The organism is Herbaspirillum sp. BH-1 (genome assembly GCF_002870055.1).
GTDB lineage: Bacteria > Pseudomonadota > Gammaproteobacteria > Burkholderiales > Burkholderiaceae_D > Herbaspirillum > Herbaspirillum frisingense.
Genome location: NZ_PKOI01000023.1, coordinates 12,899 through 27,038 on the forward strand (window position 1 = coordinate 12,899; position 14,140 = coordinate 27,038).

Below are 14,140 nucleotides of genomic sequence, written 5' to 3' on the forward strand. Positions count from 1 at the left end.
TCTTTGTCTCATCCTGCGAGCAAAAGGACCTTCATCACACGCACTGCATCGACATGGACAAACCACAAGCCTTGCGTCGCGCCAAACGATTGGCCCTGATCTGCCTGCTGGCGGCGGTGGCGCTGTTCGTCGGCGCGTCGCTGGCGCCGCCTTCGCCGTGGAGCGGCCTGCTGCGGGCCATGGCCGAAGCGGCGATGGTGGGCGCGCTGGCCGACTGGTTCGCGGTGAGCGCCTTGTTCCGCCACCTGCCCCTACCCTGGCTGTCGCGGCACACCGCTATCATCCCGCGCAACAAGGATCGCATCGCCGACAACCTGGCGGTGTTCGTCGAAGAGAAATTCCTGAGTCCGCAATCGCTCGCTGCGCTGGTACGCCGGCACGACCCGGCGCAGCGCCTGTCGGCCTGGATGGCCGCGCCCGGGAATGCAGCCCGCCTGGGCAGCTACATGGCGCAGGCGGTCGGTGCCGTGCTCACGCTCACCGACGACCGTCGCATCCAGGCCTTTGTGCGCGACGCCTTGCATGCGGCATTGGGCAAGCCGGACCTGTCGCGCTCGCTGGCCACCATCCTCGATACCCTCACCCTGGACGGCCGCCACCAGCAGTTGCTGGACCGCGCCATCGTGGCGCTGGCCGAACTGCTCAATCGCGAGGAGACCCGCGCCTTCATCGCCGAACGCATGGTGGAATGGTTGCAGCGCGAATATCCCAAGATCGAAAAGCTGCTGCCGTCCAGCTGGATCGGCGAGAAATCCGCCACCACCCTGGCCGATATTCTGGACAAACTGCTGAGCGGCATCGCCGAGGATCCGCAACACTCGCTGCGCCAGGCCTTCGACCGCCAATTGGCAGGCTTCATTGAGCGTCTGAAGCAGGACCCCGCCCTGCGCGAGCGTGCCGAGCAGATCAAGCGCGAGGTCCTGCAAGGCGAGGCCGTGAACGCCTATGTCGGCAGTCTCTGGGAGAGCTTGCGCACCTGGCTACGGCAAGACCTGGAACGACCCGATTCGGCCCTGCACGCGCAGGCTGCTGCCGCCACGCAGTGGATAGGTCGCGCCCTGCAGGAGGACGCGGCTTTGCGCGCCTCTCTCAACGATCACCTGGAGCAGGCCATGGCCAGCCTCAGCCCGGAGGTAGCGCAACTGCTCACGCGCCACATCAGCGACACCATCAAGCAATGGGACAGCGCCGAGCTGTCGCGCCAGATCGAACTGAACATCGGGCGCGACCTGCAGTACATCCGCATCAACGGCACGCTGGTCGGGGGCTTGATCGGCGCCCTGCTGTTCGGCCTGTCATGGCTGATGCAATGGGCCGCACACGGGCCATGACACCATGACGCCGTGGCGGAATGGACCGGACTACTGATCCATCTCCTTGAGGGTCTTGCGCATGATCTTGCCGGTGGCCGTGGTGGGCAGCGCATCGACGAAGGCGATCACGCGCGGATATTCATGGGCTGCCAATTGTGCCCGCACATGCTGCTGCAGTTCGGCCACCAGTGCCTGGCCCGGTGCGTGGCCCTCCTTGAGCACCACGAAGGCTTTCACCACCTCGGTCCGCAATGCATCCTTGATGCCCACCACCGCCGCGATGCGCACCGCCGGGTGACGCATGATGCACTCCTCGATCGGCGCCGGCCCGATGCGATAACCGGCGCTGGTGATGACATCGTCATTGCGGCCCAGGTAGCGGATATAGCCCTGCTCATCCATGTTGCCCAGATCCCCCGTGAGGAGAAAGTCGCCGGCGAATTTCTCCTGTGTGGCCTCCTCGTTGCGCCAGTAGCGCAGGAACATCACCGGGTCCGGCGCGCGGATAGCGATGTTGCCGACGGCACCACGCGCCACGATCCGACCATCCTCGTCGACGATCTGCACGTCGTGCCCCGGCACGGCACGGCCCATGCTGCCCGAAGCACTGGGATAGAGCTTCGACGAGGAGGAGACCACCAGATTGCATTCGGTCTGGCCATAGAATTCGTTGATGGTAACGCCCAGTGCTTCGCGTCCCCAGGCGATCAGGTCATCGCCCAGTGTCTCGCCGCCGCTGGCCACGCTGCGCAGCGAGAAAGGCCATTGCTCCCGGGGCGAGGGTGTCCCGCGCAGCATCTTCAGGGCGGTCGGCGGGAAGAACACATTGCGGATGTCATGCCGCGCCAGCAGGCCGAACACGGCCTCGGCGTCGAACTTCTCCAGGCGCCGCGCCACCACCGCCACGCCGTGGTACAGCGACGGCAGCAGCACGTCCAGCAGCCCCCCGATCCAGGCCCAGTCGGCTGGCGTCCAGAAGCGGTCGCCTGGCTGCGGGAAACTGTCGTGCGAGACCTCCACGCCCGGCAGATGCCCCAGCAGCACGCGATGTGCATGCAGCGCTCCCTTGGCCTTGCCGGTGGTGCCGGAGGTATAGATGATCATGGCCGGATCGTCGGCCCGTGTTGCCACCGCCTGCGGCAGCGGTGCCGCCGCGCGCAGGCGATCCCAGAAGTCGGTGGTCTGCGGCAGCACGATATCGGACTGCTCCACACAGAACACCACCTTCAACGCCGGCAGTTCGCCGGCCAGGTGGACCTTGTCCATGCCGCTGCTGTCGGTCACCAGCGCTGCCGCTTCGCTGTTCTGCAACCGATAGGCGATGGCCTCCGGCCCGAACAGGTAGAACAGCGGCACCGTGATCGCCCCCAGCTTGTAGGCGGCGATATGGGTGATCACCGTCTCGATGCGTTGCGACAGGTAGATACCGATGCGGTCCCCGCGCCCGATGCCGGCCTCCGCCAGCACCTGGGCAAACTGGTCGCTCAGGGTCTTGAGCTTGTCGTAGCTCCAGGTGGTGACGCTGCCGTCGGCCTCCTCGCTGATGATGGCGGGACGGCCACTGCCATCGGCCCAGCGGTCGCAGGTGGCGATGCCTATGTTGAAGAATTCGGGGATCTGCCATTGGTACGGCGCCGCTTCGTCGTGGCGGTAGTGCGTGCCATTGATCACGGTGCGTGGCGGGATGGTGGGATTCACTTCTGGTCTCCTTCGGGTGTCGGGGCCGTGCGGTCCCGGTTGGTCCGGCGGGCGCTGCCTACGCGGGCGCGCCTCTGATTCGTGGGTCAGGCCGGTATGAGCCTGTCTTTCACCGCCTTGGCCTTGTCGCAGCACGCGGGACTGCGTGCAGGCCATCCATTGCTGCATGCAGGTGCGGCAATGAGAGTTATCGAATTCTAACGAAAATACCCGTCAACAGTCTTCCTCGCCGCGAAGCTTGCGTATGCCGCCGCTAGCATAACCGCCTCAATCGCAGTGCGTTCTACCCCATTCCAACTATAGCTCTGCCGTCCTGCATGCCCCCGGCACCCAGGCGGATTCGCATCGAGGACCCTGGCATGGTTTTCCGCTCTCTGAAGGAGTCGCTTACGGGCTACTCCGACATCGCACGCAGTATCCATTTGCGGCTGATGCAGCCGCCACCCGCCGAACCCGGACCGGCTTCCGCGCCGCCCCTGGACGAGCTCCTGCTGGTGACCCACGTCTCAGGCCATGAGGCCGTCTGCGGTGCATTCGAATACCGTCTGCACTGCATCTCCGCCCAGGCCGATCTGCCGCTCAAGGACTTTATCGCGCTGCCCGCCGAGATCCGCTTCGTGACCGATCGTGGCCAATTGCGCCGGGTGTCCGGCCTGATTGCCGAGGCCAGTGCCGGGGAAGTCGAGGACGGCCTCGCCAGCTATCGGCTGATCCTGCGCGATGCCCTGGCGCTGATGGGCCAGCGCAGCAATACGCGGGTCTTCCTGCATGCCAATGAGCTCGATGTCACGCAGGTGTTGCTCTCCGAGTGGCGCAGGATCAATCCCGTGCTCACGTCCTGCTTCGACGTCGACTGGAGCCTGCTGGCCGGAGGCTATCCCTTGCGCGAATTCACCATGCAGCACAACGAGTCCGATGGCGACTTCCTGCGCCGGCTCTGGAAGCGGCGCGGCATAGGCTGGTTCATCCGCCCGGGCGAGCCGGCACCGGAGGACCGCACAGGCCGGCCGACCCACACCCTGGTGTTATTCAACGATGCCTTCCATTTGCCGGCCAACGCCGCCGGTACGGTGCGCTATCACCGCGATCATGCGCCCGGCGAACAGGACAGCATCACGCACTGGAGCGCGGTGAGGACCTTGCAGCCCGGCAGCGTCAATCGCTACGGCTGGGACCACGCCAAGGGCGGCCCCATGCGCAGCCGGGAAACCACCCGGGCAGACCAGGGCATCCTCGGCAGCCGCTTCGCCGCCAGTGTGGATGACTACCGGATCGACGCCCCGCGTACCGGCAACGAATCGGAGGACTATCGCCAGCTTGGCAAATTGCGCATGCAGCGCCACGCGTACGAATCCAAATCCTTCCAGGCCCGCTCCACTGTGCGCGCACTGCGCGTGGGCGAGTGGATCACCATCGAAGATCATCCGGAGCTGGACCGGCATCCCACCCACGAGCGGGAATTCATCATCACCAGCCTCGACGTCGAGGCCGAGAACAACCTGCCGCATAGCCTGGCGACCAAAGTGAAGGCCTTGTCGCTTCGAAACCGATGGGAAATAGGCGACGAGGATGGACACCAGGGCGTTGAAAGCCCGAATCAAGGTGCGCCCACGCGGACGTTCCGCTACCGCAACCATTTTTCCTGTGTACGGCGCGGCACCCCGGTGGTACCGGCCTTCGATCCGCGACAGGATGTGCCGACGCCCCGCCTGCAGAACGCGCACGTGGTCGGTCCCCCCAACGAGGCGGTGTTCTGCGACGCGCTTGGCCGGGTCAAGATCCGGTTTCCCGGTACCCGCATCGAGGATCATCACCACGCCAATGGCGCCGGTGCCAGCGACAGCGGGCGCGACTCGGCCTGGGTGCGCGTAGCCAGTACCTGGGCCGGCAACCAGTGGGGCGCGATCAGTCTGCCGCGGGTGGGCGAGGAAGTCATCGTTGACTTTCTCGGCGGTGATCCCGACAAGCCCATCATCATCGGTCGCGTGCACGGCGCCACCTCCCTGCCGCCCAGCTTCAGCGACATCGGCGCCCTACCGGCCAACCGCTTCCTGGCCGGCATCAAGAGCAAGGAAGTCCGGGGCCACCGCTACAACCAGCTACGACTGGACGACACGCCGCGCGAAATCAGCGCGCAGCTCGCCTCCCAGCATGGCTACAGCGAACTGAACCTGGGTTGGCTTACTCACCCCCGCGACCAGGGTTTCGGCACCGCGCGGGGTGAAGGTGCGGAGTTGCGCACCGACCAGTCACTGGCCCTGCGCGGTGGACAAGGCGTACTGATCAGCGCCGCCGCCCGCCCGGCCGTCAGTGGAGGGCAACTCGACAGGCAGGAGTTGCTCGGGCTCATGACGGCGCTGCAGGACGTCCAGCAGCAACTGGCCACCCTGGCACAGACCCACCGCGCCGGCGACACCGAGGCCCGCGCCCTGAGCACATTGCGTGAACGCCTCGGACGCTGGGAAGCCGGCAGCAACACCGACAAGGAAGGCAGCGGCGGCGGGCATCCCCTGGTCGCCATGACCGCGCCCGCCGGTGTCGCCATCAGCAGCGAAGACAGTATCGCCATCGGCGCACAGACCCAGATCGACATGATCAGCGTGGGCAACACCCAGCTTTCGGTGGGCAAGAAGCTGCTGGCCCGCGTGGCCGAAAGCATCAGCCTGTTCGCCCATCGGTTGGGGATCAAACTGGTTGCCGCCAGCGGCAAGCTGGAACTGCAGACGGACGCCGACAACATCGAAGCCACCTCTGCCAAACGCATCGTTCTCACCGCCGCAGAAGAAATCGTGCTGCAGGCACCGCGCCTGCGCTTCGTTGCACAGGGCGCGCAGATTGATCTCGGCGGCGGCGCCATCACCCAGCAGAGCAGTGGCGACCATGTCATCCGCTCGGCCGATTTCCGTCACCTGGGCGGTGCAGACGCGCACGTTCCCGAGATCACCCTGCCGGTCAGCAATGTGCCGACTGACGAGCGCTTCATATTGGCCCGGCGCGGCAGCGGGCGACCCCATGCGCACCAGCGCTACCGCATCGAACTTGATGATGGCAGCGCCATGGAAGGCATCACCGACGAGCAGGGCCGCACCGAACTGAGCCAGGACATGGCTTTGCGCATCGCCCGGCTGCATCTACTGAAGGAGTAGGCAATGAATCAGACAGTGAAGCAAGCAAACAACCCTGAACCCACCCGCCTGGTCGGCACCAGCTGGGACGACCAGGGCAATGATGTGGCGCAGTCGGTCCTGACCGGCAAGAGCATGAAGGTACGCGCCCTGTGCCTCACCTCGCCGGATGCGGTGCTGCCCATCGTCTTCGTGCCGGGGATCATGGGGACGCGGCTCAAGGTCAAGGGCCGTGATAAGGGGGCGGCATGGTTTCCGCCTGAAGGTAAATGGGATGCTGTCATTCTCCTGCTCAGGTCGCTCGTTCGAACTGCAGCGGACAGGCAGCGGCTGCTTAATCCCGACAAAACAGAGGTCGATGATGAGGGGCCAGCCTATCCCGACGACGCCTGCAAGAGCCTGCTGGCGATTGCACCTGGCAAGACCGATGCCGAACGCGCACGATGGCGTGGCTGGGGCCAACTACACGGCGACAGCTACGAAAAGATCCTGGCATTTCTGGAGAAGAGCATGGCGACGATCTTCGATCCGATCAGCCAGGGGCAGACACTCACTCCACATTGGCAGGAACTGGTGATGAACCGCCAGGACGCCACCAAGCTAGGTGCTCAAAAGCCCTTCGTTCCCTTGCAGGAGCAACAGCTGCGCGACGCTGCCGAACTGCTCTACCCGGTACATGCGGTGGGGTACAACTGGCTGCAGAGCAACAAGGTCTCCGCCGAGCGACTGGCCGCCGAGATCGAACGCATCACCGCCTATTACCGCAGCAAGGGCAAAGCCTGCGAGCAGGTGATTCTGATCACGCACAGCATGGGCGGCCTGGTGGCCCGTGCCTGTGCGCAATTGCCTGGAATGGACCAGCGCATCCTGGGGGTGCTGCACGGTGTCATGCCCGCCCTGGGGGCACCTGCCACCTACAAGCGCATACGCGCGGGGTTTGAGGGGGCAGCACAGGTGATTCTGGGGCGTAACGGCGCCGACTGCACCGCAGTGATGGCCAACGCAGCAGGTCCGCTGGAGCTGCTGCCCACAGATCAATACCGGACCTGGACCAACCGTGGTGAGCGGCATTGGCTGCGCGTCAGTTACGTGGGGATGGGGCAACGCGGGGTGCAGGAGGAGATGGAGAGCTTTCTGGGCGAGGGGGATCCCTACGCGAACATCTATCTCAACAATACGGCGGACTGGTGGAAGTTGGTGCGGGAGGATTTGATTGATCCGGCGGGGCGGGAGGATCGGGCGAAAGCGATGAGGGAGGGCAAGCTGGCGCCTTCGTCTGTTCCTGATAAGGGCGACTTCGATAAATACGTCGACAACATGCTGATAGCGATGGAATTGCATCAAACGATCTTGAATAAGTACCACGCTACGACGTATGCCTATTACGCCGCCGATCCAGAAAAGCCTTCATGGAACGAAGTGCTATGGAAAAGCACCCGGTCTACGCCAAGTAAGCCGGAATCGGCGGTGTTGGAGCTAGATGACCTGAATGGAACGGTGGAGCTTTCCTTCGCCCACAAATACCGGGTGAGTTTCAGTATCCAGGATGGTACTGGCCCTGGTGATGGTACGGTTCCTGCCGAATCGGGTGCGGCACCTAAGACGCATTCGATACAGATTTTCAAGCACGAGGGAAAATCGAAAATGCACGATAGCTACGAGCACCAGTTTTCTTATAACGCCGCGATCTCGCAAGCGGTCTCTTTGTATTCCATCATCAGCATGGTGACCAACTCCCCTTCTGTGAAGAGCCTAATGGAGAAGACATGAAACGGTCAGCTCTTTTCCGTCTGATATTTTCTTTCGTGTTGTTTGTCGCGGCGAATTGTGCTGCTGACAGCGGCGGCCAGCGAACAAACCTTATGAACATACAACCCAATAACTCCTCAGCTCCTTCCATATCTACCTTCTGTGTTGGGCGATTTCTCATTGATGTGCCTGAGGGATCTAAGCTTAGCGGAGCAGACTACAAGTACGATTACCTTCAGATTGAGCGCCTAGTGCAGATGTCGTTCGAGGACTTTCAGCGCGAACTCAGTCAAAAGGAAAAGAAACTCGTAGCTCAAAAGCATGATCAGGATCCGAGCTTGTTGCGAACATCGCGGACACCGGATGCAGCATCGCGTGTGCTTTCATTCTGGAAATTTGGAAGGGCTAGAGGTCTCATCGAAGTCGAAGGATACCGATGGATCGATGGCACGCAGTATTTTTTGAAGGCACAAGCCGGAACCAGCCCGCCAGTAGAAGGAACCATGAGCAGGGAGGAGCTTGTTCTCGGCAAAATGGAAAGGGCTCTCACACATCTTCGGCCGCGTCTCGATACCGAAATTCCGACAGAACCCGGCTACTGTTTTGAAGGTGGCTTCATCGCCAGTCCCGAGTGGGAGAGTGAAGAGGCAGGTATCGATATCGACATAGCGGGTCATCCCGACGCGTTTGTTTCCGTCTGGTTCTACCCTCTGCCCATGCGCAAGCACGACCGTCCATTGCTGGAGCGCATGGGCGGGGTGCTGCAATTTCTGGGTCGCCTGGCCACATCAGTACGGGTCTTGCGCAGTGGCGATCGCCAAGTCGGCCCCTACCGTGGCCAGGAACATCTGGCAACGGCACCCAACAGCGGCGGCATGCGCGGTCACAGCTTTATCTGGGAAACCGAAGGCGAAGGGACGCTTGATACGCCAGCACTCAAGATCGAACTCACTACCGGTCATCGAGACAAAGATGGCAACCCGCAAAAGACAAAATTGACGGATGAGCAAGCCATGAAGCTCTGGGACGAAGTTCTCAACAGCTTCCGCGTGCGTCCGACCACGGACCCGCAGAAAACCAGCCAGAACAATCCTCCATCCTCCCCCTTGCGTCCTCTCGGCGAGCTCGCCGGGACCGGCAGCATCTGCCCGCAGAATGGCTGGTGGAGATGTGTTGACACGGGCAATGTGGCGGGCGGTCGTCGGCGCTTCTTCAAGGCTGGAGAGACGATGCCCTCCGTTGTCCTGCTGGGTCCGCCGAACCTGTGGCAGGCCTTGCGCAAGAAACCACCGACATATGAAACCAAGACCGTATGGACTCTGGTCGATTACGAAGAAGGGGCCGACGTCCCCAGTTCGGAAAGCGACTCGGCCAGTGAAAGTGTCGATACGCAAGGCGGGAGCAAGTCGTGATGCGCCGCGCACTCTCTTGGTTGATCTTCTCACTAGCGGTGCAGGTCGCGACCGCCTGCGCTGCTGATAGTGGTGACCAGCGATCAGAACTGATGAACGACCGTCCAGCTACTTCTGTGTCCACTTTCTGCGTAGGGCGATTTCTTATCGACGTTCCCTTGGGATCTAAGCTTAGCGGTGGAAACTACAAGTACGATTACCTCCGTATAAAGCGTCCGACCGCAAAGTCGTTCGAGGACTTCCAACGTGAACTCAATCAAAAGGAAGCAAGGCTAAAAGCAGAAAAGCATGAAAGGGATCCCAGCCTATTGCGCGTATCGCGAATCTTGGATGCCGAAACTCGGGTGTTCTCATTCTGGGAATTCGATATAGCAGACGGTCTCATGGAGGTGGAAGGGTACCGATGGATCAATGGCACGCAGTACTTTTTAAAGTCGCATGCCGGAACCAGCCCACCGGTAGAGGGAACCATGAGCCGGGAAGAACTTGTTCTCGGCAAAATGGAAAGGGCGTTAATACATCTTCGGCCGCGCCTCGATAGCGAAATCCCGACAGAGCCTGGCTACTGTTTTGAGGGGGGCTTCATCGCCAGTCCCGAGTGGGAGAGTGAAGAGGCAGGTATCGATATCGACATAGCGGGTCATCCCGACGCGTTCGTCTCTGTCTGGTTCTACCCTCTGCCTATGCGCAAGCATGACCGTCCATTGCTGGAGCGCATGGGTGGCGTGCTGCAATTTTTGGGTCGCCTGGCCACGTCGGTACGGGTCTTGCGCAGCGGCGATCGCCAAGTCGGCCCCTACCGTGGCCAGGAACATTTGGCAACGGCGCCGAACAGCGGCGGCATGCGCGGCCACAGCTTCATCTGGGAGACCGAAGGCGAAGGTACCCTGGATACGCCAGCACTCAAGATCGTACTCACCACCGGTCACCGCGACAAAGACCGCAACCCGCAAAAGACAAAACTAACGGATGAGCAAGCCATGAAGCTCTGGGACGAAGTCCTCAACAGCTTCCGCGTACGCCCCACCGCAAGCCCCGAAAATCTGCTTCACCGCCATCCCCCTGCGGTGATGCCCCAGCCTGCCAAGACTCCACAATCCGGCGTTGCCCACCCCGCCGAGTCCGCCTCCTGATCACTATCCCCAATCCCTGCACGAAAGGAAATCCCCATGCCCAAGATCATTCGTCTCGGTGACGCCACCTCCCACGGCGGCAAGGTCACCAGCGTCAGCGCCTCACACTTCAAGGTCAATGGCATTGCCGTGGCCCGTGTAGGCGACCCCTGCAGTTGCCCGCAGAAGGGTCACGAGAATTGCACCATCGTCGAAGGCCATGCCCATCACAAGATCAATGGCGTCGCCGTCGCCTACGAGGGCCACAAGACGAGTTGCGGCGCGACCCTGATTGCCAGTGCCAACAACTTCAGCGCTCAATAGCGGATCGACCTACGCATAGGCCAGCCGACCCCTCGTCGGCAACTCCAGCACCGCCAACCCCGGCGTCCCTCCTTCCAGCCTGAACACCGACACCAGCCGCGCCAGTTGCGCGGCCTGGTCCTGCAGCGACTGCGCTGCCGCGGCGGCTTGCTCTACCAGCGCTGCGTTCTGCTGGGTCACCTGGTCCATCTGCACGATGGCCAGGTTCACCTGTTCGATGCCGGCGCTCTGCTCCTGGCCAGCAGCGCTGATCTCATTGACCACGGCACCCACCCGCTGCACGCTTTGCACCACCTCCTGCATGGTCAGTCCGGCCTGCTCCACCAGCTTGCTGCCATCGCTGACTCGCTGTACCGAGTCGGCGATGAGGCCCTTGATCTCGTGGGCCGCCGTGGCCGAGCGTTGCGCCAGCGCACGCACCTCCGAGGCCACCACCGCAAAGCCGCGGCCCTGCTCGCCGGCGCGGGCCGCTTCCACCGCTGCGTTCAGGGCGAGGATGTTGGTCTGGAAGGCGATGCCATCGATGACACCGATGATGTCCACGATCTTCCTGGAAGAATCGTCGATGGCTCCCATGGTCTTTACCACCTGGCTGACCACGTCCCCTCCCTGGCGCGCGATGTCCGAGGCCGAGCCCGCAAGCTGGTCGGCCTGGCCGGCGTGGCTGGCGTTTTGCCGGACGGTGGCGGTGAGCTGCTCCATCGAGGAGGCGGTCTCCTCCAGCGAAGCCGCCTGCTCCTCGGTGCGGGAAGACAAGTCCAGGTTGCCTCGCGCAATCTCGCTGCTGGCCGTGGCGATGGTATCGGTGGAGACGCGCACCTGGCTCACGATCTCCAGCAGCCGGTCATTCATCTTCTTCAAGGCACGCAGGAGCATGCTGGTCTCATCGCGCCCATGGGCGTCGATGGCCGAGGTCAGGTCGCCGGCCGCCACCGTCTCGGCCACGCGCACAGCGCGGTCCAGGGGCCGGGTGATGCTGCGCGTGATCATCCAGGCGATGGCGGTGGCGGCCGCCAGACCGACGACGGCCAGCGTCAGCAGCAGCGCGCGCGCTTGCTGGTAGTTGTCCTCGACTTCGTCGCCCGCGCTTTTCATCATGTCGTGCTGCAGCTTGATGAGGGCGTCGGCGGCGCTCATGGTGGCGCTCTGTACCGGGCGCACTTCGTCGATGAGTACATCGATGGCGCCCTCCTTGCCACCCTGCTGCACCATGGTCAGGACCTTGTCGCGTTTTTCCATGTAGGCCGTCTGGGCGCTGATCAGCTTGCCCAGGGCGGCACGGCTGTCGGCGTCGGTAAGCAGGCGGTCCAGTTGCGCCAGGTCCTCGCGCACCGCCTTGTCGGCCCCGGTGATGCGCTCGTACTCGCTCTTGATCTGCGCTTCCTTCTTGAGCAGCACGATGTTGCGCACCGAGCGTGCCACCAGATTGAGCTGGTCGACAATGTCGCCGGCTACTACGGTCTTGGGATACTTGTCGTGGATCACATCCTTCATCTGGCCGTTCAGCTGCGCCAGACGCGCGATGCCGCTGGCGGCCATGGCCAGCATCAGTACCATCAGCAGGCCGAAGCCCAACCACAGACGTACACGGATGGTGACGTTGGAAAGTTGCATGGAATTCCCCCTGTTATCGTTTCATTGTCGGTAGGCAAGCAGGCCGGGTGACGTAACCGGAAAGCAAGGCACGGCCAGCAGTCCGGTTGTGCCCTGCCTTTTCCAGCATAGGAGACGATGCAGTTGAAACCAAGCACGGCCTTGTCGCGGGCGAGCGCCGACAGGCCCAAGACTCAGGCGTCCCGACGTAACTCGGCGGGGAGAGAATGTGAAGGTAGAACGGGGACCGGGCGTGGGATCGCTCAGTCGCCCAGGTCGATGCTCCCGGCCAGGCGGATGGCCGTCGGGGTTTCGTACATCGCCACCACCCAGGCCTGCTGGGCATCATCGGCATGCGCATCGAGCGTGGCGGCGACGAAGTTGATCGAGGCCCGGTCGAGGCTGGCGTAGGGGTCGTCCAGCAGCGTGAGCCTGGCGTGGGCGGCAAAGGCGGCCGCCAGGTAGACCTTGCGCTTGCTGCCGGTGGAGAGCATGAAGAGCTTCTTTTCCAGATGGGGCGTCAGCGACAGGCCCTCGGTCAGGGCCGGCAGCAGGCTGTGGTCGAAGCGCGGAAACCGCGCGGCCATCGCCGCGAATACCTCCGCCGGCAACATCTGGTCGTAGGCCTCGGTACGCGGGTCGATGAAGAAGACCTGACGTCGATAGGCTTCGCCATCGCTGTCCAGGCGCACGCCGTCCAGTTCCAGTACCCCATCGCGGGCCGGCATGAAGCCGCCCAACAGGTTCAGCAGCGTGGTCTTGCCGCGCCCATCGCCGCCACGCACCAGCGTCACGCCGGAGGTGATGCGGGCCGAGAAATCCTGGAACAGATCCAGACCGGGATAGGAAAAATTGAGGCGGGAAGCCAGCAGCAGGGCAGCACGATCAGCAGCTTGGGTCATCGGATGGATTGGGTGAGGCCGTTTCAACGGCGTGGGCGACGGGCGTCTTGTCGTTCTGCTTCCTGGGCGGCGCGTTTCTCCTTGCGGGCATCGGCCAGCATCGCCAGTGCCAGCGCCAGTGGCGGATACAGGAGGATCAGACCACTCCAGTCGTGATCGGACAGAAACATCAGGGCCGCAATGCAGAGGTCGACGGCCATCAGCAACATCAGTGGCCAGCCCACGGGCGCACCAAGGAAGGTCTTCTGTCGCTTGTTCTTGAAATACAGGGCCATGCCGTTCACCGTGCCGTGTTGTTCGCCGCGTGGCCGCCGCGCCGCGCCGGATGGGCGCTATCACTGGCCGGGATCATGCTGGCGATGGGTTGTCTCCTGCCCGCGATTATAGAAGATGTGAAGGATCAGGGGGCATGCGGCGGCAGATGTTCCCCGCAAGAAAACCTGCTTACATCGGCTTGTTGACCATCAACCAATACACCACGAGCAGTCCGCCGAAAGCGGGAAAGCCGAGCACAGTCCAGATTTTTTCGAAGCGCCAAAAGCGCGCCGGTAACTCAGTGCCCTGCCTAGCGGCGATCTGCGCCATGTCGCGCATCCGCAATTGCATCCAGACGACCGGTAGCCAGCACGCGCCAGCCAGGGCGTAGAGCGCAAGTGACCAGATGATCCAGGGCGAATGCAAGGGATAACCCGCCAGGTGCATCATCCAGAAGCCCGACAGGGGCTGCACGATCACCGACGGCGTCGTGAACCACCAGTCGGCGCGTGCGACCCAGCGCGTGACCACGGCAATGGCCTGCACGTTGTGGCTGCGATTGACGAAGAACATGTAGAAGGCGGTGCCGAAGCCGGTCCCAAACATGAACGTGGCCGAGATGATGTGTACCCACTTGATGGTGAGGTAGGTCATGGA

The 14,140-nt window shown here is 62.8% G+C and carries 11 protein-coding genes; 6 read left to right on the plus strand and 5 right to left on the minus strand.

What is annotated here, in order from left to right; all coding sequences use genetic code 11:
* Positions 1-53: 53 nt before the first annotated feature.
* On the plus strand, positions 54-1,331 hold the full coding sequence (locus tag HBH1_RS21785; protein WP_102664340.1) for a DUF445 domain-containing protein: 1,278 nt from the start codon (positions 54-56) through the stop codon (positions 1,329-1,331).
* Between the two features lie 30 nt (positions 1,332-1,361).
* Here the strand turns inward: HBH1_RS21785 and HBH1_RS21790 are convergent, their stop codons facing one another.
* Entirely contained in the window at positions 1,362-2,984 is a 1,623-nt protein-coding gene (locus HBH1_RS21790) for an acyl-CoA synthetase (RefSeq protein WP_102664381.1), read from the minus strand.
* Between the two features lie 386 nt (positions 2,985-3,370).
* Between HBH1_RS21790 and HBH1_RS21795 the strand changes: the two genes are divergently transcribed.
* From HBH1_RS21795 to HBH1_RS21815, 5 genes are read left to right on the plus strand one after another with little or no spacing between them, the layout of a single operon-like run.
* A complete protein-coding gene (locus tag HBH1_RS21795; protein ID WP_102664341.1) occupies positions 3,371-6,157 on the plus strand; it encodes a type VI secretion system Vgr family protein in 2,787 nt (928 codons plus the stop codon).
* A gap of 3 nt (positions 6,158-6,160) precedes the next feature.
* Positions 6,161-7,906, plus strand: coding sequence for an esterase/lipase family protein (locus HBH1_RS21800; protein ID WP_102664342.1), 1,746 nt, complete (start codon positions 6,161-6,163; stop codon positions 7,904-7,906).
* Positions 7,903-9,297, plus strand: coding sequence for a T6SS immunity protein Tli4 family protein (locus HBH1_RS21805; RefSeq protein WP_233207672.1), 1,395 nt, complete (start codon positions 7,903-7,905; stop codon positions 9,295-9,297). Before HBH1_RS21800 ends, HBH1_RS21805 begins: the two co-directional genes overlap by 4 nt.
* Positions 9,297-10,430, plus strand: a complete 1,134-nt coding sequence (locus HBH1_RS21810; RefSeq protein WP_102664343.1) for a T6SS immunity protein Tli4 family protein — start codon at positions 9,297-9,299, stop codon at positions 10,428-10,430. The genes HBH1_RS21805 and HBH1_RS21810 overlap by 1 nt, the downstream gene beginning before the upstream one ends.
* A 36-nt stretch (positions 10,431-10,466) precedes the next feature.
* Positions 10,467-10,733 (plus strand): PAAR domain-containing protein, encoded by a 267-nt coding sequence (locus HBH1_RS21815; RefSeq protein ID WP_006463471.1) that lies wholly within the window; start codon positions 10,467-10,469, stop codon positions 10,731-10,733.
* 9 nt (positions 10,734-10,742) lie between these two features.
* Here the strand turns inward: HBH1_RS21815 and HBH1_RS21820 are convergent, their stop codons facing one another.
* The 4 genes from HBH1_RS21820 to HBH1_RS21835 all read right to left on the minus strand — a co-directional run bounded on the left by HBH1_RS21820 (position 10,743) and on the right by HBH1_RS21835 (position 14,137).
* Positions 10,743-12,347, minus strand: coding sequence for a methyl-accepting chemotaxis protein (locus tag HBH1_RS21820; protein WP_102664344.1), 1,605 nt, complete (start codon positions 12,345-12,347; stop codon positions 10,743-10,745).
* Between the two features lie 242 nt (positions 12,348-12,589).
* Entirely contained in the window at positions 12,590-13,228 is a 639-nt protein-coding gene (locus HBH1_RS21825) for an ABC transporter ATP-binding protein (protein ID WP_102664345.1), read from the minus strand.
* A gap of 23 nt (positions 13,229-13,251) precedes the next feature.
* Positions 13,252-13,503: a hypothetical protein gene (locus HBH1_RS21830; protein WP_102664346.1), complete on the minus strand. Its 252-nt coding sequence runs from the start codon at positions 13,501-13,503 to the stop codon at positions 13,252-13,254.
* 169 nt (positions 13,504-13,672) lie between these two features.
* The gene (locus HBH1_RS21835) at positions 13,673-14,137 is read right to left on the minus strand and encodes a DUF2269 family protein (RefSeq protein ID WP_102664347.1); all 465 of its coding nucleotides are present in this window, start codon (positions 14,135-14,137) and stop codon (positions 13,673-13,675) included.
* Positions 14,138-14,140 lie beyond the last annotated feature (3 nt).

Bases quoted from the DNA above. Each gene is read 5' to 3' on its own strand.
- HBH1_RS21800 (WP_102664342.1), top strand. From the start codon at position 6,161: ATGAATCAGACAGTGAAGCAAGCAAACAACCCTGAACCCACCCGCCTG.
- HBH1_RS21810 (WP_102664343.1), top strand. From the start codon at position 9,297: ATGCGCCGCGCACTCTCTTGGTTGATCTTCTCACTAGCGGTGCAGGTC.
- HBH1_RS21825 (WP_102664345.1), bottom strand. From the start codon at position 13,228: ATGACCCAAGCTGCTGATCGTGCTGCCCTGCTGCTGGCTTCCCGCCTC.
- HBH1_RS21815 (WP_006463471.1), top strand. From the start codon at position 10,467: ATGCCCAAGATCATTCGTCTCGGTGACGCCACCTCCCACGGCGGCAAG.
- HBH1_RS21830 (WP_102664346.1), bottom strand. From the start codon at position 13,503: ATGGCCCTGTATTTCAAGAACAAGCGACAGAAGACCTTCCTTGGTGCG.
- HBH1_RS21805 (WP_233207672.1), top strand. From the start codon at position 7,903: ATGAAACGGTCAGCTCTTTTCCGTCTGATATTTTCTTTCGTGTTGTTT.
- HBH1_RS21795 (WP_102664341.1), top strand. From the start codon at position 3,371: ATGGTTTTCCGCTCTCTGAAGGAGTCGCTTACGGGCTACTCCGACATC.
- HBH1_RS21835 (WP_102664347.1), bottom strand. From the start codon at position 14,137: ATGACCTACCTCACCATCAAGTGGGTACACATCATCTCGGCCACGTTC.
- HBH1_RS21820 (WP_102664344.1), bottom strand. From the start codon at position 12,347: ATGCAACTTTCCAACGTCACCATCCGTGTACGTCTGTGGTTGGGCTTC.
- HBH1_RS21785 (WP_102664340.1), top strand. From the start codon at position 54: ATGGACAAACCACAAGCCTTGCGTCGCGCCAAACGATTGGCCCTGATC.